The organism is Chlorobaculum thiosulfatiphilum (assembly GCF_006265165.1).
In the GTDB taxonomy this organism is placed as follows: Bacteria; Bacteroidota; Chlorobiia; order Chlorobiales; family Chlorobiaceae; genus Chlorobaculum; species Chlorobaculum thiosulfatiphilum.
Window position 1 is genome coordinate 39,302 of sequence record NZ_VDCH01000010.1, and the last position, 23,260, is coordinate 62,561.

Sequence of the window (23,260 nt, forward strand, 5' to 3'; positions counted from 1 at the left end):
CGCCCCAAAGCTGTTTACTGCTCAAGGTTTTGTAAACTAAACGTATACCAACTTGTACAATAAGATTCATCCTGACGTGGTCCTGGATGAGGCTGACGAGGCTCTCGACGAGCCTAACTTTAATAATTTCAATACGTCGCCGGACCCACCAAGTCCTTATGCCGACCTCGAAAAAAAGTATCGTAAGAACAAATTCAACAAGACCCGCAATTCCACCTCCCCCGGTCTTTACGGTACTCACGGGCTTGCCCCGGTCAACGGAACCAAGCCTGCTGGCAAGAAATTTCAGAAGAAGAAAAGCAAGAGTGCCGTTGCGCCAAAACCATTCAGGGCGCCGAACGGAAACAAGAGCGCCTGAGCTGCCAGAGCAGACCTGTCAGGAGTGATCTTGATGGATCGCCTGAAAGGGTGCGCTTTTTCCGGATCATCCAAACCTGAAACTGATGATGGTTCTGTTTGGCCTGCGATGTTCATCAATTCGTCCATATGGCGTTTGAAATTCAGGCTCATCGCGGAGCCAGGGCTTTTTATCCGGAAAACACCCTTCAGGCGTTCTGCAAGGCTGTCGATCTCGGCTGCCGGGTGATCGAACTCGACCTCAACGTTTCCAGAGACCTCCGCGTGGTTGTGTCCCACGATCCGTGGGTGAACCTTCTGCTTGCCGGAGAAGCGTCGAGGCGTTCTCTCTACTCCATGAGCTATGAGGAGATCGCGCAATTCGATTGCGGCGAGCCGTCGCCAGATTTTCCGCTCCAGCAGCGCGTTCGGGCGGTTCGTCCGGAATTGCACGAGGTTTTCAGCGCGCTGGAAGCGCATCTTCGCCGTGCCGGTCGGCCTGGCGAGATGATCTGCAATCTCGAAGTGAAGTCGTGGCCTGAGCTGGACGGAACGGCCCATCCGCCGCCGGGTGAGTATGCCGCGCTCGTGACCCGCCAGATCGCCGCATCGGGGTTTGAACGCCGCGTACGGCTTCAGTCGTTCGACGCCCGCATCATCGCGGAAGCAAAACGCCTCATGCCAGCGCTCTCTTACGGCTTGCTCGTCGAGGAGCGCTCGGCGTTCGATGTTTTTCCGGAGCGTCCCGGCTTTGTGCCGGAGTATGTCAATCCCCGATGCGATCTGGTCGATGAGGCGCTGGTGGCGTGGCTGCACGGCCTTGGCGCGAAGGTGGTTGCCTGGACGGTCAACAGGCCGGAAGAGATGCTCCGGATGAAACGCTTCGGCGCTGACGGCATCATCACCGATCACCCGGAGATCGCCCTGCATTTGCCGGGACTGGGGCTCGACTGAGCACAGAATTGTTCGCTTGCCAGACCTTGCCGGATGCCGTCGCGTTCGATGGTCTATTGCTGTTTGCCTGACGACAGACTGGCCATGATCCGGGCGGCGTTGCGGTTCATCGCTTCGAGCTTTTCCGGCGAGGCTTCGCCAAGCGCGTAGAGGGCGTGGTCGATGCCGGAGAGCAGCGCCATCACCTCCGCAATGGTTTGCGCCTTCACCCGTTTTTCCCTCATCAGTTTGCCCAGCTCATTCGAGGTCAGCCCCGCCGGGTTCCCGATGCCTGTTTTTTTCAATGCCTCATAGAGTTCGTTCCGGAGCGATTGCGGAGATTTTCCGTCCGTTTTTGCCGAGGTTGCGGGCGCTGGCGTCGCTGCCGGTCTCGATGGTTTCGCCTCGTCCCTGGTCTTGTTTGCCGTTCCGGCTCGCTTGTGCCGCTTTGTGTACCGGATGTGCAGGCCGAAAATGAGCGCCAGCACGGCTGCGGACATAAGCGCGATGAGCGGCCCGTTCGAGGCGTCCGGCGCTTTGGCGTCGTCACGGAGCGGCATTGCAGCGGCGGGCGGCGGTTGTGGCGTCGCGGCCAGACCGGCAGTGACCCGGATCGCGATGGCATTCGAGGCCACAGTTTCGTACCGTCCGGATTCCGGATCGAAAGCGATGAACTTGACCGGCACGAACCGGAACGCCCCCTCTTTCGACGCGACGAGGGTCATGGTTGTGCTGACCGACGAGGTCGAACCTTTTGCCGCAACGGTGTCGGGCGGCGTGGCTGACGCTTCTCGCTGAATGCCTTCCGGCAGCAGCACCGTCAACGGAGGCGTCGCGTCGAGGTTCCCCTTGCCGCTGATGGTGACGGAAAGGTTCAGCGGTTCGCCGGCATGAATCGTGCTGTTTGCCGGTGAAACCGCGAGGGTGAAATGCCCCACGGCTCCGCTGAAGTCGGCGGGGGCTGGCTTTGGCAGCGCTCTCGCCTGAAGTGTCGCCGGGGGCGCGGTTACGATGGTTTCGACGTCGTTGCGGCTGTCGAGCGACGCTTCGCCCTGTTGCGGCACGAGACAGCGCAGGCGGTAACCGGTGACCGTGAGCTTGCCGCTTTGCAATGGCGCCAGTCGTAGCTGCTTGATGATCGCTTTTCTGAAAAGCGCGCCGTTTTTTGAGACCGGCGAGCTGTCGATATAGTTTTCCGGCGTGATTTCACGCGCCCAGATGCCGGGATGTTCCGGCTGGCTTTTGTCCTCGATCTGCGGCGCAGTGCCGCTGAAGAAGAGTGTGTAGGTCAGCCGCACCTGCTGGCCGACCCACGGGTTGGCGTTGTCGAGCGACGATTCGATGTAGAGCTTGCTGCCGGAAGGAGTTCCGGAGTTCGCCGCTCGCGTGTTCGATGCCGGAAGCACGAGCATGAGCGGCAGCAGCCAGAAAAGGAGGCGCGTGAACATCGTCCCCTACTTCATCAGCTCCTTCGAGCGGGCGGCGGCGGCCTTGACCGTTTCGAAGAGTACGCCTCGCAGATCGCGCTCTTCCATCGCTTGCAGGCCAGCCTCGGTGGTGCCGCCGGGCGTTGTCACTTCGCGCACCAGCTCCTCGGGGTTTTTCCGGCCCGACAGCACCATCTTCGCCGCGCCGAGCATCGTCTGGGCGGCAAGGAGCTGCGCGGTTTCGCGGTCGAGGCCGCAAGCCTCGCCCCCTTCGGCAAGCGAATCGATGATGCGGAACATGTAGGCCGGGCCGCTGCCCGACACCGCCGTCGCGGCGTCCATGCCGCTTTCGTCGATGATGGCCGTTTTGCCGATGGCGTTGAAAATGCGCTCGGCGGCCAGGATGTCGTCCGTTGTGGCATTCGAGCCTTTGCACAAGGCGGTCATCCCCTCGCCGACAAACGCCGGAGTGTTCGGCATCACCCGCACGACCCGTACGCCATTGGGACAGTTCGATTCGATGAAGCCGGTCGAAATTCCCGCCGCCACGCTGATGAGCAGGTGCCGGGCGTGGAGGGCCGGTTTCAGCTCAGCGAGCACCTCGGCCACCTGGTAGGGCTTCACGGCGATGATGATGATTTCCGTGTCTCGCGCGAGGCCTTCGATCGACTCCTCGGCATTGACGCCATAGTGCAGGGAGACCGAGTGCAGGGAGTCCGGAATTTTGTCGTAGCCGCAGATGACGATTTGCGGGTCATGCGAAAGTCCGGAGATGAGCGCCTGGGCGATGCGGCCGGTGCCGATAAAACCTATGGAGAGCCGTGTCATGATAATAGAGGATATGGTGCGCTGAGTTCAGGAGCCGGGATTGCCACGATCCCGGATTTTTACGAAAAGGATGACGAAGAGCAGGAGCAGGGTAAGGCTGTTGGCGGAAATCATCGGGAGGCTTTGTTTGGCGACTCCATAGCAGAGCCACAGAAAAACACCCGCTGTTGTGCTTGCCGCCCAGGTCATGCTGACGTCACGGGCCTGCCGCGTGCGAATCATCCGGAACGCCTGGGGCAGGAATGCGAAAGTGGTCAGTATGCCTGCCGCATAGCCGAGGAGTTCGGTTTCCATGGTCGATTCCGGTGGTTGTGGTCGCCGTTCGCGTAACAAGATTACAGGCAAAGATAAGAAAATATCGGTTCACCGGCAGGCGGGAAGCGAGGAGGCGTATTGGCGGGCAACAAAAAAACGGGAGGCGGGCTCCCGTTTTCTGCGGATATGAAGCACAAAGCTTACTTGCTCAGGCCGACCATGTAGGCCACGGCGTTGCCAACCTGCTGATCAGTCAGCTTCGTGTTGCCGCCCTTTGCCGGCATCATGCCTTTAGCACCTTTGTAGCCCTTGATCGAGTTGGCGACCATGACGTTCATGCCTTTTTTGATGTGAGGCGCCCATGCAGCCTTGTCACCTGTTTTTGGCGCGCCCATCATGCCGGTTTTGTGGCATGTTGCGCAGCTTGCATCATAGGTGGCTTTGCCTGCGGCAGCATTGTAGTTGGCAGCGAAAGCGTTGCCGGAAACGAGCATGGCGGCGCCGACGAGGGCGACGGAAACGAAACGGGACATAGATATTTCTCCGTTGAGAGTTTTAATTGCTGTTCGAGGAGTGCGTGACGACAAAACGATACACATTTTATCATTTTGGCCGCAGACCTCCAAATGATTTCAGATGAGGGCGGAGCAATAGAAAACAGAGGATTTCTGTCCTGAAGGTCTATTGTGTTCTCCATGAAAATTTTCAGGAGGCCGAGAAAAAGCCCGCCTCCTGAAAAAAACTGCGCTTGCTTATTTCGAGATGCTGATCAGGTATTTCGCGGCGTTGGTGAGCTGCTCGTCGGTCAGTGCGGCATTGCCACCTTTGGCAGGCATGCCGTTGATGCCCTCGATGGTGTTCTTGATCACCGTCTCCTCACCCTTGGCGATGCGCGGAGCCCAGGCGGTTTTGTCGCCGGGTTTCGGGGCATTCATCATGCCGGAGTCGTGGCAGGCGTTGCAGCCGCCTTCGTAAACAGCCTTGCCATCAGCAAGAGCCGGATCGGTCGGGGTAGCTGCCGGCGCCGGTGCGGGAGCAGCGGCAGGCGCGGCGGCTTCTTCAGCCGGGTTTTCAGCGTTTTTAATCTCTTCGGCCAGTTTGGCTGGCGGCTTTTCCAGGCCGCATCCGCCGAGGAAAACAAGTCCGGTCACGAACAGTGGCAGAAAACGTTTCATGTTTTTCTCCTTGAAATTATCGGTGTTGTCGTTGGTGGTGTTCTGTAAAAAATAAAATGGAACTCATTTTAATCATAATTCATCTCCTCTCAAAACACTTTCAGGCGTTGCGGAGCGTTTCGAGCTGACGCCGGAGGTCGTTTCTCGACAGGCGGTAGAGGTGGGCGTAGAAGAGGTTGAAAAACAGCACAGCAGCGTTGATGCCGGGAGCCTCCAGCCCACGCCGGAGCGCGTTGCCGACGTTGAAAACCTTGCGCGTCAGTTCGGAGTAGCTTTCGATAAACTCCGGCAGCGGGATGTTTTTCGGGCGGTAGAGCATCTCCTGACCGAAGGTGTAGCGGAAGGCCGTGATGTCCTCCGGGTCGAAAAGCAGGCGGCCCTCCTCGCGGAGGCGGTCGAACACCTTCGTGCCGGGAATGGGGCGGAGCGTGTTGATGCCCGGCACGTCGAGTCGGGTGTCGGCGATGAAGTCGAGGATGGCCGCTGGCGTCTGGAGCGTGTCGCCGTCGAGGCCGTAGATGAAGCTTCCGTAAAGACTTATGCCGCTCTGCCGGATCGCGCGGATGTTGCCCGCCAGCTCGTCGGTGCGGTTCTGCGTCTTGCGATGGGCGCTGCGGCTCGATGGCTCGATGCTCTCGATGCCCACCAGCAGGGCGCGGCAGCCGGAGCGGGCGAAGGTGTCGAGCAGTTCCGGCTGCTGGCCGAGGGCGGTGGTCGCCTGGCCGAACCATTTGATGCCGAGCGGAATCAGCTTGCTGAAAAGCTCCCGCGCGAAGAGCGGATCGCCGTTGATCGAGTCATCCACGAAAAAGAAGATGCGCTTGTCATCCTCGCTGAATCGGCGCACTTCATCGACGATGTGTTCGATTTTGCGTTGCCGGAGCACCCGGCCGTTGAGCACATGCACGTTGCAGAAGTCGCACTGGTACGGGCAGCCGCGTCCGGTCTGGACGAGGTTGGTGGTGAAATAGCGGCTTTTTTTCAGCGATGCGCGACTGACTGGGCGGTGGAGCTGCAAGTCCGGCGGCGCGGCGGCGCGGTAGTCGGCCTTGAGCGCTCCCGTGACGAGGTCTTCGAGCGCCTCGCCCCAGAGGTCGTCCGCTTCGCCGTGCACCAGGCAGTCGGCGTGAGGGCGGCACGAGTCCGGGAACATGGTGACGTGCGGCCCGCCAAGCACCACCCTGACGCCCCGGCTGCGCAAGCGGTCGGCAAGCTCGAATGCCTTCGAGGCCATGCCAGTTTGCACACTGATGCCGACCAGATCCCACTCGCGGTCGAACGGGAACTCCTCGAAGCGCAGATCGCAGAGCGTCTGCTCGACGCCATTGACCTCGATCGAGGCGAGGATCATGAGCGCCAGCGGCGGAATGGCGAACTGCGTGCGCTTGATGAGGTTTCTGACGCCGCCGTCGATCCACTTCGAGGCAAGCGAGCACTCGCCGTCGCCGTAGAGCGAACGAGCGCCATCCACGCCGCTGTCGGAGGGGAGGAAAACCAGCGCCACCTGTTTGTTCATCACCAGTCCGGTTGGTTCCGCTCCGAGGGCTTCGACGGCAACGGCTTGAAATATTTGCGCATCTGGCGCGCCTCCTCCTGCCGGGCGTTTTCGAGAATCAGCCGCGAGACCGCGCCGCCGCCATCCTGCCCGTTGCCCTCCGGAGAACCTCCGCCTTGCGGCGCGGGCGCGGGGGGCGGAGGCGTCTGGTGGCGCTGCATCGCCCGCAGCACGATTTCGTAGTTGATTCGCGCGTCGGCGTTCTGTGGATTGTCGAGCAGGGCGCGCCGGTAGAATGCCAGCGCCCGGCCAAGCAGCGCCTCCTGGCCTGCACCCTTGCGGCTCCGGAATGCCTCCATCGCCAGCGCGTTGCCCTGGTTGTATCCGGCGGTCTTGCTGAGCGCTGCGTTGCCGGGCGGAAGCGTGGCGAACAGCTCCGCCGAGCGGCGGTAGTGCTTCATGCCGTACTCGGCGCAGGCGAGATTGAATGAAGCCTCGCATCGCAACAGGCCCGCCGGGTAGCGGTCGAGCAACTGCCGGTACTGCCGGACGGCCGGGGCGTATTGACCGGCCTGGGCCTGCCGGTTCGCTTTCCGTAACAGGTTGTACTGTTCAAGGTTCGATTTGACCGCATCGAATGAAAAGAGCGCGATCAATAACAACAGTGCTCGTTGCATGGCGGCTTTTTCTTGAATATAGTCAACCTGGCACGGCCATCCGGAGCCTACTCTCCGAGAAAGGCCCGCTGGACGGCGCTGACGCCAGCTCCAACCTTGAAAGGAATCTCCATCATCCTGAGCGACCGCTCCAGCCCGCCCATCAGGGTCAGCATGTCGAGTTCGTCGTAGTAGCCGAGATGCGAAATCCGGAAGATTCTGCCCTTGAAGTCGTCCTGCCCCGCGGCGATCGTGATGCCGTTGCGTACCTTCAGGGTGTTGTTGAACTGCTTCCAGTCCGCGCCTTCGGGAAGCCAGACCGCCGTGACGGCATACGAGGGTGAGTCGCTGAACAGTTTCATGCCGAGTGCCTGGCAACCAAGACGGCAAGCGCCGGCAAGCTCCTCGTGGCGTCGCCAGACATTCTCGATTCCCTCGGCGCGCAGCATCTGCAATGCCTCGTCGAGGCCGATGATGAGCGACACCGCCGGAGTGAACGGCGTGTCGTTGCTGGCGTGAGCCTTCAGCGCCTTGCGCAGGCTGAGGTAGTACTGCGGCTGATGCCTGTGGTTGTGGATGATGTCCTGCGCCCGTTCCGAGATGGCCACCAGCGCCAGGCCGGGCGGCATCATCAATCCCTTCTGCGAGCCGGTGATGCAGATATCCGCCCCCCAGTCGTCGAAGTGGAACTCGTGCGCCCCGATGGCGGTGATGCCATCGACGAGGATCAGCGCGTCGGAGCGCTCCCGGATGGCCGCGCACAACGCCTGCACGTCAGATGCCGTACCGGTGGAGGTCTCCGAATGGGTGATGCAGACGCCGAGAGCGTCCGGATGCTCGTCGAGCAGTTCGGCGATGCGTTCAGGCGAAATGGCCGTGCCCCACTCGATCTTCTCCTCGACGCAGTTGCCCGTGTAGATGCGCACCAGCTCGCCCCAGCGCTCGCCGAACTTGCCGCCGTTGATCGTGATGATCTTGTCGCCCTGCCTGAACAGGCTTGAAATGGCCGCCTCCATGCCGCCGGTGCCCGAACAGGTCATGACCACCACTGGCTGGGTCGTTCTGAACAGGTACTTCAGATCTTCGTGCACCCGCTCCAGAATCTCCATGAATTCAGGATTCCGGTGATGGATGATCGGCGCGGCCATGCGAAGCATGACATTTTCCGGTACCGGCGTCGGCCCAGGAGTGAAGAGTCGTTTTTTCATGAACCAAGCTTTGCCTGAACGGCGTCTTTTTGTTTGATGGTGAAAACCGGTCACGACCAAGCCGCTGACGTCAGCGATTCAGCGCTCGAGGATCGATTCGGGACAAGGGGACAATATAAGCATTTCAAGGTAGCTGTAAAGAGGCAGCGGGGTTGCTGAATGACGGGCATCATCCGTTATGCGGGAAGTTTTGGCGCGCCAACAAAAAAACCGGAAGCAATTGCTTCCGGTTTTGATTGTCGCTGATGTTTCAGGCGTGTATCAGAACTGATACCTGAGACCAAGCATCACGTTGTGAGACTCGATGTCAATCGAATCCTCGATCTCACTCGGCTTCAGGTAACGGTACCCGAGGTCGAGGGTCGTGTTGTCGGCAACTTCAAAGCCAAGTCCCGCGCCGACCTGCCATGCAAACACAGTCTCGCTGTCGGTATCCTGGTTCGTATCGACATCGGCGATACCGGCGCCACCCATGATGTAAGGTCTGATGCCCGAGTCAGTGTCGAAATCATAGTAGGCGTTAGCCATCACGGTCAGAATCGAAATGTTCACGTCATCGGCATCACTTACGTCATGCGACTGGTAACCAACAGCTCCCTCAAGCCTTGCGGATCCGAAGTTGTAGCCTACGGCGCCATTCAGCACAAGACCGCTATCCAAAGCATCATCGATATCGTATCCATCAACCTCTAATGAGGGGAAACCAATTCCTGCCGCGCCGCTGATGTACGGGCCGGTTTTCTGGGTCATTACGAGCGGCGGCGGAGCCGGAGCTTCCATCGGCGCCGGAGGAGGAGTATAGACTGCCGGTTCTGCGGGAGGCATTTCCGTGCCGTTTGCCCAAGCGGTGCCGCTGGCTCCTGCGAGGAGCGCAACAGCTACCATCACCATTTTGGATGTCTGTTTCATGATTGTTCCATTGGAGTTAAATGTTGAAAAAACAAACTATTGCAAGTAACTATTCAACAATTGGCCGAACCTTCATAGTTCCTGAATAATTATATGAAAAAAATACATGTATTTGAAATGGGCTTTAGCGCATAAAGTTAACTGCGAAAAAAAAATCCCATTTTCGATCATGGCATTTATCGGGAACGGTATGGGTAGCGGGGTGTGCCGAAAGGAGGGGGCGGGTTGAAATGGGGAAGGCTGCCCCAAAAGAAAAACCGGGACAGCCTCCTCTGACTGGCGTCTATCGTTCAGATATGCGTCAGAACTGGTACCTGAGGCCAAGCATGACGTTGTGGCACGCCAGTTTACCATCGCCCAGGCCGTGGGTATCGAATTCGTTTGGCTTCAGGTAGCGGTACCCAAGGTCGAGCGTCGTTGAATCTGCAACGTTGAGGCCCAGTCCGGCGCCGACCTGCCAGGCAAAAACATCTTCATTGTCGGATGTCCACGACATATCGACGCGGGCCATGCCGAGACCGCCCATGATGTAGGGTCTCACGCTTGAATCGACGTCGAAATCATAGTAGGCGTTCGCCATGACGGTCAGCAGCGAGAGATCGTCATCCATGTCTTTAAAATCGTGCTTCTGGTAGCCCACGGCTCCCTCGAGCCTTGCCGAACCGAAATTGTAACCAATGGCGCCATTGAGCACCAAGCCGCTCTTCATGTCGAAGTCAGCCCCATTTGCGGTATCGATGTACTCTACGGTTTCAGAAGTGCAGGTCGGCGGAACAGCATTGCTTCCGCTATCGCATTTGCTGTCTTTCACGATTCCGCATTTGCTGTCTTTCCCGCCATCGTACGAATTCTCCCCAGGGGTGCACACGGTATCGACATGCTCTGCCGGGCTGTAGTCCGTCTTGAAAGATCCGGGGATTCCAAGGCCAACGGCGCCGCTGATGTAAAAACCTGTGTTGTCGGCTTTTGCTACCGGAAGCGGAGCTGGCGCTTCAACGGGCGCTGGAGGCGGGGTGTAGGGCGATGGTTCAGGTGGAGGCATTTCCGTACCGTTAGCCCAGGCGGTACCGCTGACTCCAGCAAGGAGAGCAACGGCAAGCATCACCATTTTCGATGTTTGTTTCATGGCCGTTCCATTTAAGTTAAGTGATTAAAAAAGAAACGTTTGCGCTACTTGTTCATCCATCAGCCGATCATACCGTCATGAGTGCGTACTTGTTGTGTAAAGAGTATTTATAACTAAAATACTTTGAATTTAAAAGCTTTTTGAAGAAAGTGCTATCGACGCATCTCCGATCATGGCCTTCGTTGGGAACTGGCTTTGTTGAGCTGGGGTGGTGATTTCTCTCCGGGAGTGAGGGAAAATCAGTAAAAAAAGCGGGAGTGAAAAAAGAGGCGGCGCAGGAACTCGCGGAAGGTATCCTGCGCCGGGAAGGGTCAATTCTTCGACTTCTCCATCAGTTCGGTGAACTCTTTGAAGAGGTAGTGCGAATCGTGCGGGCCGGGGGCGGCTTCGGGGTGGTACTGCACCGAGAAGCAGGGCAGGTCGCGGTGGCGGACTCCCTCGACGGTCAGGTCGTAGAGGTTTTTGTGGGTCAGTTCGAGCGCTTCCGGCAGGCTCTCCATCTCGACGGCGAAGCCGTGGTTCTGCGAGGTGATTTCGATGCGGCTGTCGAGGAGGTTCTTGACCGGATGGTTCGCGCCGTGGTGCCCGAACTTGAGCTTGTAGGTCTTCGCGCCGAACGCCAGCGAGAGCAACTGGTGGCCGAGGCAGATGCCGAAGATCGGCAGTTTGCTGTCCTTGCCGGTCAGCTCGCGGATGGTGTCGATGGCGTAGGTGACGGCGAAGGGATCGCCGGGGCCGTTGGAGAGGAATACGCCGTCGGGATTCAGGGCGAGCACCTCGTCGGCGGTGGTTTTCGCCGTGACCACCGTGACCTTGCACCCCTCCGCCTTGAGCTGGCGGAGAATGTTGGTCTTGATGCCGTAGTCGAAGGCGACGACGTGATAGTTCGCTTCCGGATTGTCAACCGTGTAGGTCGATTCCGTGGTGACGGTTTTGACCAGGTCGAGGCCGGTCATCTCCGGGATCGCCGCCGCCTGCGCCTTGAGCGCCTCGACGTCGTCGCCCGCGGTCGAAATCACCGCCCGCATCGCGCCCTTCTGACGAATCTCTCTCACCAGTTTGCGGGTGTCGATACCTGCGAGGCCCATCACGCCAGCCTCTTTGAGCGTTTCGTCGAGGCTGCGGGTCGATTCAAAGTTGCTGTAAACATTCGAGGCTTCGCGCACGATCAGCGCCGAGGCCCAGATTTTCGCCGACTCGTCGTCGTTCGGCGTGATGCCGTAATTGCCGATCAGCGGATAGGTCATGACCACCATCTGTCCCGCGTAGGACGGATCGGTCAGAATCTCCTGATAGCCGGTCAGCGAGGTGTTGAAAACTACTTCGCCGGTCGCTTCGCCAGCGTGGCCAAAGGCCGTGCCGCGATAGACCGAGCCGTTTTCAAGAACCAGAATTGCGGGTATTTCCTGCATCGATGCTTCTTACTCCTTCGAGGCGAGCTTGTCGCCGGTTTCCTGTTTTTCTATGTTGGCGATCGCCGAACGCTCGAACTTGAGCTTGACGTTGTCGGCAACCTGCACAAGAACCGTTTTTTTCTCGGTTTCGATCCCGGCAACGGTGCCGTGGATGCCGCCGATGGTGACGATCCGGTCGCCGCGCTTGATATCGTTGAGCAGCGATTCGCGCTCTTTCTGTTTTTTCTGCTGCGGGCGGATCATGAAGAAGTAGAAGACGACGAAGATCAGGACGAGCGGTACGAGCTGGATGAACGGATTCGGCGTCGCGCCTCCTGCTGGCGGGGCGAAGAGCATCAGGGCAAGGATGGTGTCAGACATGGTCAGTGGCTTGCGGTTGGTATTCGGAGCTTGCCTTTCCGGCGGAATTCGGGCCGGATCGGGCGCTTTTTTAGAATCCGAAGATAATTTATTTCCCGAACTATTTCAACGCGCCCCTTTTCTGGCCGCCTCGAAGCGGGCGAAGGGGGCGACGCCGTAGGAGTTCATTTCAGGCCGGTACTTGCCGCGCTCCAGCATCAGTCGCGCCATCGTGGCGATCATGGCCGCGTTGTCGGTCGAGTAGGCGGGCGCGGGGATGAAGAGGTCGAGGCCGTGCTTGTCGCAGGCCGTCTGCATCGCCGAGCGCAGGCCAGAGTTGGCGCTCACGCCGCCCGCTACCGAAATCGCATTGACTTTATAGAGCAGCGCGGCGGCGATGGTCTTTTCGACCAGCACCTCGACAATCGCCGACTGAATCGAGGCGGCCAGGTCAGCCAGGTGCTCTTGGGCGTACTCAGCGTCGTGACCTTCGAGCCAGGTGCGCACGGAGGTTTTGAGGCCGGAGAAGCTGAAGTCGAAGTTGCCCCGGTAACTCTTGCTGGTCTGCGAGCTTGCGGTCAGCGCGCGCGGAAAGCGGTGGAACGCCGGATCGCCGCTTTTCGCCAGCCGGTCGATCACCGGCCCGGCGGGATAGCCGAGGCCGAGCATCTTGCCGGTCTTGTCGAACGCCTCGCCCGCCGCGTCGTCGATGGTGCGCCCGATCACTTCGTAATCGAGACTCTGCCGCACGACCGAGAGCAGCGTGTGGCCGCCGGAGACGGTGAGCGAAACGAAGTCACCCTTCGGCTCGCAATGACCCGCCTCGTCGCTGATGAAGGGCGAAAAGATGTGCGCCTCGACGTGGTTGACCGGCACGAACGGTTTGCCGAGCGCCCAGGCCAGCCCCTCGGCGAAGCAAAGCCCAACCATCACCGCGCCGATCAGCCCCGGCCCGGCGGTGGCGGCTATGACATCGAGGTCATTTTTTGCTATATTTGCTTCGGTTATGGCGGCCTCGACAATCGAGACGATCAGCCGCTCATGCTCCCGTGAAGCCAGCTCTGGCACCACGCCTCCAAAATCGGTGTGGCATCGCTGGGAACTGACGACGTTCGAGAGAACCTTCCCGCCGCCGAGCACGGCTGCCGAGGTTTCGTCGCAACTGGTTTCTATTCCTAAAATATTCATCGCTCAAGAGTGGAAATGCGTAATGGCCAAAGCTAAGAAAGAGGAGAACAATAGCAAACCGCGCGGCAGAATCAGCTTTTTCAAGGCGTTTCTGATTCTTGTCGGAGCCGATCTCGTCCTGCTCCTGTCGCCAGGCCTCGGCCTGCTCAACAGCGCCTTCTACATCGGCGACATGGTCTCCTGGCCAGCGCTCCTCATCGGCCTTGCGCTGCTTGCTATAGGCATCAAGGGCCTTTTCCGGCAGGAGTGAAGAGTCGTTGATAATGGATCGTTGTCCTCGCCATCCAGTCCATCTTGTCCACTGAACGCACCGGAACATTCGCAACTCACCCATGAAACAGGAAACTGAACTCGAAACTCTCGGACGGCAGATCGTCGAGGAGTCGGCATTTATCGACCGGGCGCGCCAGGTGCTCTCGACGACCATCATCGGTCAGACGGCGGTGATCGACAAGGTGATGATCGCCCTGCTCGCCAACGGCCACCTGTTGCTCGAAGGGGTGCCGGGGCTTGCCAAGACGCTCATCGTGCGCACCTTTGCGTCGGCGATGAACCTCTCGTTCCACCGCATCCAGTTCACCCCCGACATGCTGCCCGCCGACCTGATCGGCACGATGATCTACAATCCGAAAACGATGGAGTTCCATCCGCGCAGGGGGCCGGTGTTCGCCAACGTGATTCTCGCCGACGAGATCAACCGCTCGCCCGCCAAGGTGCAGTCCGCCTTGCTCGAAGCGATGCAGGAGAAGCAGGTGACGATTGGCGATGTCACCTACCCGCTCGGCGAGCCGTTCATGGTGCTGGCCACGCAGAACCCTGTCGAGCACGAGGGAACCTACATGCTGCCCGAAGCGCAGCTCGATCGCTTCATGATGAAAATCATTGTCGAGTACCCGACCTTCGAGGAGGAACTCGAAGTGATGCAGCGGGCCTCCGCGGTGCAGGCTCCCATCGAGATGCGGGCGGTCGTGCAGCCCGAAGAGGTGTTTCGGTCGCGAAGCCTGGTGGATCGCATCTACGTCGATCAGCGGGTGCAGCGTTATATCGTCGATCTGGTGACGGCCACGCGCTCGCCGGAGCGTTACGGCCTCGGCAACCTCTCGACGATGATCGAGTATGGCGCGTCGCCGCGAGCCTCGATCTTTCTTTTGCTCGCCTCCAAAGCCCACGCCTTTTTGCAGCGCCGCGCCTACGCCACGCCGGAGGATGTCAAGAGCATCGTCTATGAGGTGCTGCGCCACCGCGTCCGGCCGAGCTACGAGGCGGAGGCCGAAAACATGAAGCCGGAGGAGTTCATCCGAAGCATTCTCGAACATGTCCAGGTGCCCTGACGACCTCCGCGCCCGCCAGGGAGCGCCCGATCCGGGTGAACTGTCCGCGATGGTGCGCAAGCTCGAAATCCGGTCGCGGCGGCTGGTCAACGAGCTGTTCAGCGGCGAGTACCACTCCTCGTTCAAGGGGCGCGGCATCGAGTTCAGCCAGGTGCGCGAGTACCAGTACGGCGACGACGTGCGCACCATCGACTGGAACACCTCGGCGCGCAAGAATGGCCTATACGTCAAGATGTTCACCGAGGAGCGCGAGCGCATCATGATGCTTGTGCTCGACGGCTCCGGCTCCATGCTCTTTGGCAGCGGACGGCTGAAAAAGGAGCTGGCCGCCGAGGTCTCGGCGATTCTGGCCTTCAGCGCCGTGCAGAACAACGACATGGTGGGGCTGCTGGTCTTTTCCGACAAGGTCGAGACCTACATTCCGCCCCGCAAGGGTCGCGCCCACGCGCTGGTGATTCTGAACGAAATCTTCTCGCTGCGGCAGTGCGGGCGCAAAACCGACATCGACGCGGCGCTTTCGTTCCTGCGTCGTACGCAGAAGCGCAAGGCGATCATCTTTTTGCTCACCGACCTGCTCGGCTCGGAGTACGAGCGCGGCATGAAGCTGCTCAACGTTCGCCACGAATTCGTGCTTATCCACATCGGCGACCCGCTCGACCACGAGCTTCCCCGCTCCGGCCTGCTCGATCTGGTCGATCCGGAGACGGGCGAGCGCATGACGGTTGACGCCGGAAGCCGCGCTTTTCTCGCCCGCTACGCCAAAGAGCGGCAGGCGGAGCGCGAGGCGGTGCAGCGGCAGTTGAGCCGCATGAAGGTCGATGCGGTCTTTCTCGATACCGGCAAGTCGATCATCGGCGGCCTGAACGCATTCTTCCGCCACCGTGAGCGCAAGGTGTAACATCCGGGCGGTTGCGGCGCTGCTGCTGGTGATTGCTGGCGGGCCGGCCAGCGCCGCGCCGGTTCCGGGCGACGTCACCGTCAGCGCCGAACCGGACAGCCTCTTTGCCGGAGAGCGGCTGCACTACGTCATCACCGTGCGGCACGACCGTCGCGACTCGGTCTCCGTCGCCTCGCTCAAGACCGGCCAGGGCACACCGTTCGAGATCACCGGCACCAAATCTTTCTTGAAAACCCTGCCGGATGGCCGCGCCGAATTCCGCATGGATGCCGAAATCGCTGTCTTCGGTTTGGGTCAGCATCAGTTGCCCGGTTTTACGGTCGTCTCCGGCAGGGCTTCGGTGGCAGGGCCGGAGCGGCTCGCCATCACCCCGGCAGAATCGGTGACGGTGCTGAGCATGAGCGACTCGACCGTCACGGAGCTGCGCCCCATCGCGCCGCTGGTCAGCGCTCCGTTTCCTGCGTGGCTGCTCGCGCCGGTGCTCGTCGCGCTCGCCGTGCTGGGGCTTGCCGGATTCCTCGTCGCCCGGCTCGTCACCGCCTTGCGCCGCCACCTCGACGACCCGGTGCGCGCCGCCCGCCAGAAGCTCCGCGCGATCCGCCGCCAGCTCTCGAAAGGGCTTGTCCCGGCTGACGGTTACGAATCGCTCAGCAACATTTTGCGCGAATTCCTCCAGAAGCGTTATCGCTTCGGCGCGATGGAGATGGTCACGCAGGAGATTGCCGAAGAGCTTGCCGCGCGCAACGTCAACGTTCGCCAGGAGCTGATCGAGCTGCTCGACCAGGCCGACCTGGTCAAATTCGCCGACCGCCGCCCCAGCATCGAAGAGTGCCGCCGCTCCCTCCGCGTCGCCGAAGTCCTCGTCGCCACCGCCGCCGAAGCGGAGATAGCAGAGGAGCCGACGGAGGGAGATGAGGGACGTGGATGAGGGGGAATAGATGGTTTGTTGGCGTATTTTCCCTATTATATATTAGTTACGCGGGAATACGAATGCACTGTGTTTTCATGAATGAGTGGAGCAATACAACAAAGGGGAAACATCATGGCAACCGCTGAACAGATCAAGTCTCTCATTCGTTCGCACTTCAATGAAAAACCTGAGCAGTTTTTCACTATCGCTTTGCAGGTTGCGGCACATGAAGCGAAGCAGGGACACCAGAGTCTTGCTCATGAGATCCGCACTCTTGTCGATAAGGCTAAGCTCCGCCCTGGCAGGGTAATACCTTTCACTCCTGACCTGGATCATCTTGTCCTAACGACAGACCCAAAAGAACGCCTTGGTTCGCTTGTTCAGTCTGATGACATGCGCGGACGGATCGAACGAATTCTCCGTGAATACCGCCAGAAAGACAAGCTTGAAAAGTACGGCTTGTCACATCGGCGTAAAATTCTTCTCGCTGGCCCTCCCGGAACCGGAAAAACGCTGACGGCATCTGTCCTTGCAGGAGAGCTGGGCCTTCCCTTGTTCACGATCATGATGGACAAGATCGTCACCAAATTCATGGGTGAAACGAGCGCCAAGCTTCGGCAGATATTCGATGTCATGCTGGAAAGCCGAGGGGTTTACTTTTTCGATGAGTTTGACGCCATCGGCGGCGAGCGCAGTCGCGAAAATGATGTGGGCGAGATGCGCCGGGTGCTCAATGCGTTTCTTCAGTTTATTGAGCGGGATGAATCTGACAGTCTGATCGTTGCGGCAACCAACAATCCGCGAATTCTGGATCAGGCGCTTTTTCGGCGATTTGATGACGTGTTGCATTACCATCTGCCTGAAAAGGCTGAAATCGAACGGTTGATCGATAATCGACTTTGTTCTTTTCGGCCCAAAAGCATGGCGACCGATGCTGCCGTCAAAATCGCCGAATCGCTTAGTCATGCCGAGATCACGCAGGCATGTGACAACGCGATCAAGGAGACGATTCTTGCCGACCGGAAAATCGTAACCGCGACATTGCTCAAGCAAATGCTTCAGGAGCGACGTTCAGCATATAAGGGATCATTGGAAAAAGAGTAACCCAGCATGGCAAACGAATACCCCCACATCTTTTTGCACGATGTTCAGCAATCATCAGATTATACAACTCCGAGGAGTGGCGGAGGTAATCAGGATAAATTGCCTACAAGGGAACGTCAGGTGCACAGTATTAGATTGCAGGAACAATGGGCGGCAATATGGACAAGGGCCAGAGAAGAACAGGCATCTCGCATAGCCGTTTCAATGCCAGTTAAAAATGGCGTCTACATCGAATTTGAAGGAGCTGCCGGGTATGAGCTTGTCACTAAAAGTCTTGAACATCACACATCGGGTATACGTCTTCTCAACGTCAGAAAAGATTTAGAACAGAAAATCACTCGTGCAACGGTCTTCATTCCTATGGGTAAGCAGGATTTTTTTCTAAAGAAAATCCTTGAATACGCACAAAAAGAAACGCTAAAAGGTCATCCCAGGCATGACGAACTTATTCGAAGTGTGCAAGACATGCGCCTTGCCGTACTGGATTCATTCTGGATCGATAAGCAAGAACTGCTGCCTCAGGGGGAATTGGCTGTTTGGTGCGAAATCTGGCTTCAGGGCGAAGCTGAGAAAATTGAGAAAAAAGAGATAGAGCAACGTTTCCGGGACATTGCCCTGTTTCTTGGAATCGAAGTGAAAGAGCGTACGCTTCGTTTTCCTGAAAGAGCTGTACTGCTTGGAAGAACAACACGAGAGCAACTTGTTAATCTGATTGCTTCCAGCCCGGATATTGCGGAATTCAGGAGGGCTAAAGAAACCGCACGTTTTTTCCTTGAACTGGAGAACAGAGATCAGACGGAATGGGTAGCCGATCTTCGTGCGCGTTTGAGGATAAATCAGGAGCCTAATGTCGCTGTGTGCGTACTCGATACCGGCGTCAACAATGGCCATGAGCTTCTTGCGTCTGTTCTTGCCGATAAAGATCGCCATGCCGTCAATCCAGATTGGGGACTCAGCGATCACAATGGCCACGGCACCTTGATGTCAGGAGTCGTTGCTTTTGGAGACCTGACAGAGGTGCTGCCGGAGAGTTATCAGATTCAGATCAACCATTGTCTTGAATCGGTAAAGATCCTTCCTCCATACGGCGAAAACGATCCTGATTTGTATGGGTATGTAACTGTTCAGGGTATGAGTTACGCTGCTATTCAAGCTCCTGAAAGGATTCGGATCGGTTGTATGGCAGTTACATCTAAAGATTGGCGCGATTTTGGAAAACCCTCTTCGTGGTCTGCCGCGATTGATCAATTTACTTCAGGATATGATGACGTCAATCGATGCCTCATGATCGTTTCAGCGGGAAACATCTCGGATTCCGTTGACTGGGAAAGCTATCCTGACAGCAATCTTAATAGTTTCATCCATGATCCAGGGCAGTCATGGAACGCACTAACCGTCGGCGCATACACTCAAAAAGCCTTGCTTTCTGATCCTGATTTCGATGGGTATGTTCCATTGGCGGAACCGGATCAATTGTCTCCGTTCAGCACCACATCACGTACCTGGGAAAGCGAATGGCCTGTCAAGCCTGATATTGTTATGGAAGGGGGCAATCTCGCGAAAGCGCCAGACGATTTCATAAGTGAATCCGACGATCTATCTCTTCTTTCGACATGTTATCAGCCTACACGGAGGCAGTTCGATAAAATCAACGCGACAAGTGCTGCTGCCGCCCAGGCTGCCAGAATGGCTGCGCAGTTACAGGTACGTTACCCTAACGCCTGGCCGGAAACTATCCGAGGCTTGATGATCCATTCCGCAGATTGGCCAGAGGCGTTAAAGCGTCAGTTTATGACAGCAGACCGTCGCGGGGAATACTCTAAAACAGAATATGGAAACCTGTTGCGCATTTGCGGGTATGGTGTTCCAAGCCTTTCAAAGGCATTGGCATGTGCCTCGAATTCCCTGACACTCATCGCCGAGGCTGAAATTCAGCCATATAAGAAAAAGGATAACAATTCCGGATATGTGACAAATGAAATGCATTTGTACGAGCTTCCTTGGCCTCGTGAAGTTCTGTTAATGATGGAGACGGCACCGGTGAAGTTGCGCATCACGCTTTCCTATTTCATAGAACCGGGGCCGGGAGAAGTCGGATGGAAAGATAAGTACCGCTATGCATCCTATGGATTGCGTTTCGACCTTAATAGTCGTGGTGAGAATAAAGATGAATTTATGAAGCGTCTGAACAAGGCCGTCAGAGATGATGATGAAGACAAACCCGATACGAATAGCGACAGAGACCGGTGGATAATAGGTAAAAAAAAGCGGGATTTCGGGTCAGTTCAATCCGACATATGGAACGGAACGGCAGTGGATATTGCAACATGCAACCTGGTTGGCGTTTATCCATTAATCGGCTGGTGGCGGGAGCGCCCACACCTTCAAAGGTGGGATAGAAAGGCTCGGTATTCGCTCATCGTTTCTCTCCATACGCCGGACGAAACAATCGATATTTACACGCCAGTGGCTACGCAGATTGGTGTTCCTGTGCAGATTCCCGTTTGATTCACACTGAAGGATTTTGCTACACTTTTCCCCCCATCCGTCCCCCGTCAACCTCGCCCGCTGACCCTCTTCCTGCGCACTTTTTACACCGCGCAACCGCGATTGTTAATCCAGACCCCGTTCTTTATATTGGCTTTTCTTTATCAATCGTGCGTAACGGCCTTTTTCATGAAAAACAACCGCTTTAAACTCATTCTCATTGCCGTGGTCGCGCTGGTTTCGGTGTGGTCGATCTGGCCGACTTACCGTGACTATGCCCTGACACAAAAACTCAAGAGTTTCCATTCCGCCGAAGACAGCCTGAAGTTCGCCATCGATAATCGCGAGGCAATCGAGCAGGCCAAAGACAAAAGCCTGAAGCTCGGCCTCGACCTCAAAGGTGGTATGCACCTGGTGATGGAGGTCGATATACTCGACCTCGTCGAGCAGAAGGCCTGGAACAAGGACGCGACCTTCACCCGCATCATGGCGGACGTCAAAAAGGAGTCCGCCGAGCAGTTCAATGCGAACGTTGTCGATCTGGTGGCCGCCGGGTTCAAAAAGGAGAATATCAGGCTCAGTCGTTACTTCTACGACATGCGCGACTCCGATCAGGAGATCGTCAACAAGCTCAACGGCGAGGCCAAGGACGCGCTGACGAGGGCCAGGGAGATCATTCGCAACCGAATCGACCAGTATGGCGTGGCTGAACCGGTGATCCAGACCCAGGGTTCGCAGCGGCTGGTCATCGAGCTGTCGGGCGTGACTGACGAGGCAAGGGTTCGCCGCCTCCTGATGGGCACGGCGAAGCTCGAATTCAAGCTCGTCAAGGACTCCGAAACGCTGCTTCGCGCCGTTCAGCGCATCGGCTCCACGCCGCTCGTCGCTCCGGCTGCCAACGCTGTTGCGACAGCTCCAGTCGACTCCTCCGTGACGACCGCGCCGGTTGCCGCTGCGCCTGTGCCAGCCGCGCCAGCTCCTCAGGCTGCCGCCGCCGGAGTCAAAAAGCTTTCGGATGTGATCGGCATGATGCCGAACGGACAGGTGTTCACGCCGGAGTATGCCCGCGATCAGGTCACGGCGGTGCTGAACCGGCCCGACGTGCAGGCCTTGCTGCCGCAGGACACCCAGCTTCTTCTGGCGGCAAAGCCTGAAATGACGGCGAATGGCGAAAAGTACTTCCCGATCTATCTCGTCCAGAAAACTCCCGAACTGACCGGCGGCGTGATTACCGAGGCGAAGGCGACCTTCAGCGCGCAGGACAATCAGCCGGAGGTTTCCATGTCGATGAACGACGAGGGCACGTCGAAATGGGCGCGCATCACCGGAGCCAACATCGGCAAGCAGATCGCCATCGTGCTCGACAGCGCGGTCTATAGCGCTCCGGTCGTGCAGTCGCGCATTCCGAGCGGCAACTCGGTGATCAACGGAATCGGCGATCTCAACGAAGCCAAGGATCTCGAAATTATCCTGAAAGCGGGCGCTCTGCCCGCGCCGGTGCGGATTCTCGAAGAGCGCACCGTTGGCCCGTCGCTCGGCGCGGACTACATCCGGGCCGGTATGTATTCGCTGATCTGGGGCTTCACGGCGGTGGCCATCTTCATGATTCTCTATTATAATAAGGCGGGCATCGCCGCCGACCTGGCCCTCGTGCTCAACATTCTGGTCGTCATCTCCGTGCTGGCCGGATTCAGCGCAGCCCTCACCCTGCCCGGCATCGCCGGTATCGTGCTGACGATGGGCATGGCCGTTGACGCTAACGTGCTGATTTACGAGCGCATCCGCGAGGAGCTTGGCGAGGGCAAGAGCCTTCGCATGGCGATCGACGCCGGTTACAGCCGGGCCTTTTCGTCGATTCTCGACTCTCACGTCACCACGCTCGCCGCGGCGTTTCTGCTGTATGTTTACGGTGTCGGCCCGATCCAGGGATTTGCCGTTACCCTCATGATCGGCACCGCCGCGAGCCTTTTTACGGCCATCGTGGTCACCCGGTCGCTGTTCGACCTGCTGGTCGGCAGCAAGTTCATGAATGAAAAGAGTTTCGGATAATTACAAGAATCAGCGGAAATGCGCATTTTTCAGAAAACAAACTTCAATTTTATCAAGCATCGCAAGATCGCCTATGCGATCTCGACCATACTGCTCGTCGCCGGAATGGTCTCGCTCTTCGTCAGGGGGCTGAACTACGGCATCGATTTCAAGGGCGGTTCGGAGGTGGTTATCCGTTTCGAAAAGCCGGTCGATGTCGGCGCGGTGCGTGCGATCATGGAACAGGCCGGAGTGAACGGCTCGGTCAAGCAGTACGGCATGGATCGCGCGTTCCTGCTCAAAACCGATTTTCAGGGCGATACCTCCAAACTGAAAGCGTTGATTTCAAATTCGCTCGCTTCTCGCCTGCCGGGCAATCCCTCCCAGATTCTGAGCATTCAGGCGGTCGGGCCGAGCATCGCCTCCGATATGAAGATGTCGGCGCTCAAGGCGCTCGCCGCAGCGCTTGTCGGCATTCTGCTTTATGTGAGCGTGCGCTTCGAGTTCAAGTTCGCCACGGCGGGCGTCGCGGCTATTTTTCATGACGTGCTCACCGTGCTCGGCCTGTTCAGCCTGCTCGGCGGCTTGTTCGATTTCATGCCGCTGGAGGTCGATCAGAGCATCATCGCGGCCTTCCTGACCATTGCCGGTTATTCGATCACCGACACGGTCGTCGTTTATGACCGTATCCGCGAGCGGCTGCGCGGGCAGAAACCATCCGATTACGAACGGATTTTCAACGAGAGCATGAACCAGACGCTCTCCCGAACCATCATCACCTCAGGAACCACCATGCTCTCGGTGATCGTGCTCTTCATCTTCGCCGGCCCGGCCATCCGCAGCTTTGCGTTTGCCATGTTCGCGGGCATTCTGGTTGGAACCTACTCGTCAATTTTCGTCGCCGCGCCGATCGTGTTCGACTGGCAGACCCGCTCGAAGAGTCCCATCAAGTTCCGGGGCGCCTGATTCGCCCTCTCCCTGCACTCTCTCCGGCTGCCGTCGCCGCCGGAGAGAGTTCCTGAAATCCCGCTTTCTTTTCCCCCGCATACCCGCTCCGCCTCTTGCCCGTAAAGGAGATTCTCTGTATGTTGCAGCTTCATTGACCGTTGCGGGCCTCGCTGGCAGCATTGGCCAAAGATTCCCGGAGCACGGATTGTATCGTTCTGCCGGATCATCACGATGGACAGTCGCTCGCCGGTTTCTCGCCGGAGC

23 protein-coding genes are annotated in these 23,260 nt (G+C 58.1%); 10 read left to right on the forward strand and 13 right to left on the reverse strand.

What is annotated here, in order from left to right; translation table 11 throughout:
* Nucleotides 1–52: 52 nt before the first annotated feature.
* On the forward strand, nucleotides 53–358 hold the full coding sequence (locus FGF66_RS06285) for a hypothetical protein (protein WP_139456825.1): 306 nt from the start codon (nucleotides 53–55) through the stop codon (nucleotides 356–358).
* Between the two features lie 128 nt (nucleotides 359–486).
* Nucleotides 487–1,290: a glycerophosphodiester phosphodiesterase family protein gene (locus FGF66_RS06290; RefSeq protein WP_139456826.1), complete on the forward strand. Its 804-nt coding sequence runs from the start codon at nucleotides 487–489 to the stop codon at nucleotides 1,288–1,290.
* A gap of 53 nt (nucleotides 1,291–1,343) precedes the next feature.
* Here FGF66_RS06290 and FGF66_RS06295 read toward each other — a convergent pair whose 3' ends face one another.
* The 13 genes from FGF66_RS06295 to tsaD form a co-directional block, all read right to left on the reverse strand.
* A complete protein-coding gene (locus FGF66_RS06295) occupies nucleotides 1,344–2,717 on the reverse strand; it encodes a BatD family protein (RefSeq protein WP_139456827.1) in 1,374 nt (457 codons plus the stop codon).
* 6 nt (nucleotides 2,718–2,723) lie between these two features.
* The gene (gene proC, locus FGF66_RS06300; RefSeq protein ID WP_139456828.1) at nucleotides 2,724–3,524 is read right to left on the reverse strand and encodes a pyrroline-5-carboxylate reductase; all 801 of its coding nucleotides are present in this window, start codon (nucleotides 3,522–3,524) and stop codon (nucleotides 2,724–2,726) included.
* 27 nt (nucleotides 3,525–3,551) lie between these two features.
* Complete coding sequence (locus tag FGF66_RS06305; protein WP_139456829.1) at nucleotides 3,552–3,818, reverse strand: SemiSWEET family sugar transporter; 267 nt, start codon at nucleotides 3,816–3,818, stop codon at nucleotides 3,552–3,554.
* 161 nt (nucleotides 3,819–3,979) lie between these two features.
* On the reverse strand, nucleotides 3,980–4,312 hold the full coding sequence (locus FGF66_RS06310) for a c-type cytochrome (RefSeq protein ID WP_139456830.1): 333 nt from the start codon (nucleotides 4,310–4,312) through the stop codon (nucleotides 3,980–3,982).
* Nucleotides 4,313–4,531: 219 nt separating this feature from the next.
* Nucleotides 4,532–4,954, reverse strand: coding sequence for a c-type cytochrome (locus tag FGF66_RS06315; RefSeq protein ID WP_139456831.1), 423 nt, complete (start codon nucleotides 4,952–4,954; stop codon nucleotides 4,532–4,534).
* A gap of 100 nt (nucleotides 4,955–5,054) precedes the next feature.
* A complete protein-coding gene (locus tag FGF66_RS06320; RefSeq protein WP_139456857.1) occupies nucleotides 5,055–6,476 on the reverse strand; it encodes a B12-binding domain-containing radical SAM protein in 1,422 nt (473 codons plus the stop codon).
* Nucleotides 6,470–7,126, reverse strand: a complete 657-nt coding sequence (locus FGF66_RS06325) for a tetratricopeptide repeat protein (RefSeq protein WP_139456832.1) — start codon at nucleotides 7,124–7,126, stop codon at nucleotides 6,470–6,472. Before FGF66_RS06325 ends, FGF66_RS06320 begins: the two co-directional genes overlap by 7 nt.
* Before the next feature lie 47 nt (nucleotides 7,127–7,173).
* Nucleotides 7,174–8,313 carry a pyridoxal-phosphate-dependent aminotransferase family protein gene (locus tag FGF66_RS06330; protein WP_139456833.1) on the reverse strand — a complete coding sequence of 380 codons (1,140 nt, stop codon included), beginning with the start codon at nucleotides 8,311–8,313 and terminating at the stop codon, nucleotides 7,174–7,176.
* A 261-nt stretch (nucleotides 8,314–8,574) separates the two neighbouring features.
* Nucleotides 8,575–9,222, reverse strand: a complete 648-nt coding sequence (locus tag FGF66_RS06335) for an outer membrane protein (RefSeq protein ID WP_139456834.1) — start codon at nucleotides 9,220–9,222, stop codon at nucleotides 8,575–8,577.
* 301 nt (nucleotides 9,223–9,523) lie between these two features.
* Nucleotides 9,524–10,348, reverse strand: coding sequence for an outer membrane protein (locus tag FGF66_RS06340; protein WP_139456835.1), 825 nt, complete (start codon nucleotides 10,346–10,348; stop codon nucleotides 9,524–9,526).
* Between the two features lie 311 nt (nucleotides 10,349–10,659).
* Nucleotides 10,660–11,760, reverse strand: a complete 1,101-nt coding sequence (carA, locus tag FGF66_RS06345) for a glutamine-hydrolyzing carbamoyl-phosphate synthase small subunit (RefSeq protein WP_139456836.1) — start codon at nucleotides 11,758–11,760, stop codon at nucleotides 10,660–10,662.
* 9 nt (nucleotides 11,761–11,769) lie between these two features.
* A complete protein-coding gene (gene yajC, locus FGF66_RS06350; protein ID WP_139456837.1) occupies nucleotides 11,770–12,123 on the reverse strand; it encodes a preprotein translocase subunit YajC in 354 nt (117 codons plus the stop codon).
* 105 nt (nucleotides 12,124–12,228) lie between these two features.
* Nucleotides 12,229–13,290, reverse strand: a complete 1,062-nt coding sequence (gene tsaD, locus FGF66_RS06355; protein WP_139456838.1) for a tRNA (adenosine(37)-N6)-threonylcarbamoyltransferase complex transferase subunit TsaD — start codon at nucleotides 13,288–13,290, stop codon at nucleotides 12,229–12,231.
* A 22-nt stretch (nucleotides 13,291–13,312) separates the two neighbouring features.
* On the opposite strand from tsaD, the gene FGF66_RS06360 reads away from it, so the two are divergent.
* From FGF66_RS06360 to secF, 8 genes are all read left to right on the forward strand, one after another.
* On the forward strand, nucleotides 13,313–13,540 hold the full coding sequence (locus tag FGF66_RS06360) for a hypothetical protein (protein ID WP_139456839.1): 228 nt from the start codon (nucleotides 13,313–13,315) through the stop codon (nucleotides 13,538–13,540).
* Nucleotides 13,541–13,622: 82 nt separating this feature from the next.
* Nucleotides 13,623–14,621, forward strand: coding sequence for an AAA family ATPase (locus FGF66_RS06365; protein ID WP_139456840.1), 999 nt, complete (start codon nucleotides 13,623–13,625; stop codon nucleotides 14,619–14,621).
* Complete coding sequence (locus FGF66_RS06370; protein WP_139456841.1) at nucleotides 14,605–15,519, forward strand: DUF58 domain-containing protein; 915 nt, start codon at nucleotides 14,605–14,607, stop codon at nucleotides 15,517–15,519. Before FGF66_RS06365 ends, FGF66_RS06370 begins: the two co-directional genes overlap by 17 nt.
* The gene (locus FGF66_RS06375) at nucleotides 15,503–16,447 is read left to right on the forward strand and encodes a hypothetical protein (RefSeq protein WP_139456842.1); all 945 of its coding nucleotides are present in this window, start codon (nucleotides 15,503–15,505) and stop codon (nucleotides 16,445–16,447) included. The genes FGF66_RS06370 and FGF66_RS06375 overlap by 17 nt, the downstream gene beginning before the upstream one ends.
* A 114-nt stretch (nucleotides 16,448–16,561) precedes the next feature.
* Nucleotides 16,562–17,533 carry an AAA family ATPase gene (locus FGF66_RS06380; RefSeq protein WP_139456843.1) on the forward strand — a complete coding sequence of 324 codons (972 nt, stop codon included), beginning with the start codon at nucleotides 16,562–16,564 and terminating at the stop codon, nucleotides 17,531–17,533.
* Nucleotides 17,534–17,539: 6 nt separating this feature from the next.
* On the forward strand, nucleotides 17,540–20,041 hold the full coding sequence (locus FGF66_RS06385) for a S8 family peptidase (protein WP_139456844.1): 2,502 nt from the start codon (nucleotides 17,540–17,542) through the stop codon (nucleotides 20,039–20,041).
* 168 nt (nucleotides 20,042–20,209) lie between these two features.
* Complete coding sequence (gene secD / locus FGF66_RS06390; RefSeq protein WP_139456845.1) at nucleotides 20,210–22,069, forward strand: protein translocase subunit SecD; 1,860 nt, start codon at nucleotides 20,210–20,212, stop codon at nucleotides 22,067–22,069.
* A gap of 18 nt (nucleotides 22,070–22,087) precedes the next feature.
* The gene (gene secF, locus FGF66_RS06395) at nucleotides 22,088–23,014 is read left to right on the forward strand and encodes a protein translocase subunit SecF (protein WP_139456846.1); all 927 of its coding nucleotides are present in this window, start codon (nucleotides 22,088–22,090) and stop codon (nucleotides 23,012–23,014) included.
* The last annotated feature ends 246 nt before the right edge of the window (nucleotides 23,015–23,260 follow it).